At 63.6% G+C, this 330-nt stretch carries 1 protein-coding gene; it reads right to left on the bottom strand.

Annotation, left to right across the window (positions count from 1 at the left end):
- A partial coding sequence (locus HX773_RS25480) for a LysR family transcriptional regulator (protein ID WP_176973813.1) occupies nt 1–330 on the bottom strand: 330 nt, incomplete at both ends.

The raw sequence follows: 330 nt of genomic DNA, 5'->3' as shown, positions 1-330 counted from the left end.
CAGGGAGATCTGCTGGGTGGTCGCGGTCTGCACCTGGATCAACATGCCCGGATGCTGCTGGTGGAAGTCGCCCAGACGCGGGATCAGCCAGCGCATGGCAAAGGTCGCGGGCGCACTGACCCGCAGCAACATGCTGGCGCTGCCCTTGCCGTAGCGTTGCGCGGCATCGTTGATTCGCTCGAACGCCTCACTGACCTCCAGGGCAAACGCCAGCGCATGTGAAGTCGGCGCCATGCGCTGTCCGGAACGCTCGAACAGCTTCTGTCCCAGCCACTCTTCCAGGCTCTGGATCTGTCGGCTCACCGCGCCATGAGTGACATTCAGTTCCTC

The organism is Pantoea sp. B9002 (assembly GCF_013385945.1).
Lineage (GTDB): Bacteria > Pseudomonadota > Gammaproteobacteria > Enterobacterales > Enterobacteriaceae > Pantoea.
This window is presented reverse-complemented; position numbering and strand designations above follow the sequence as displayed.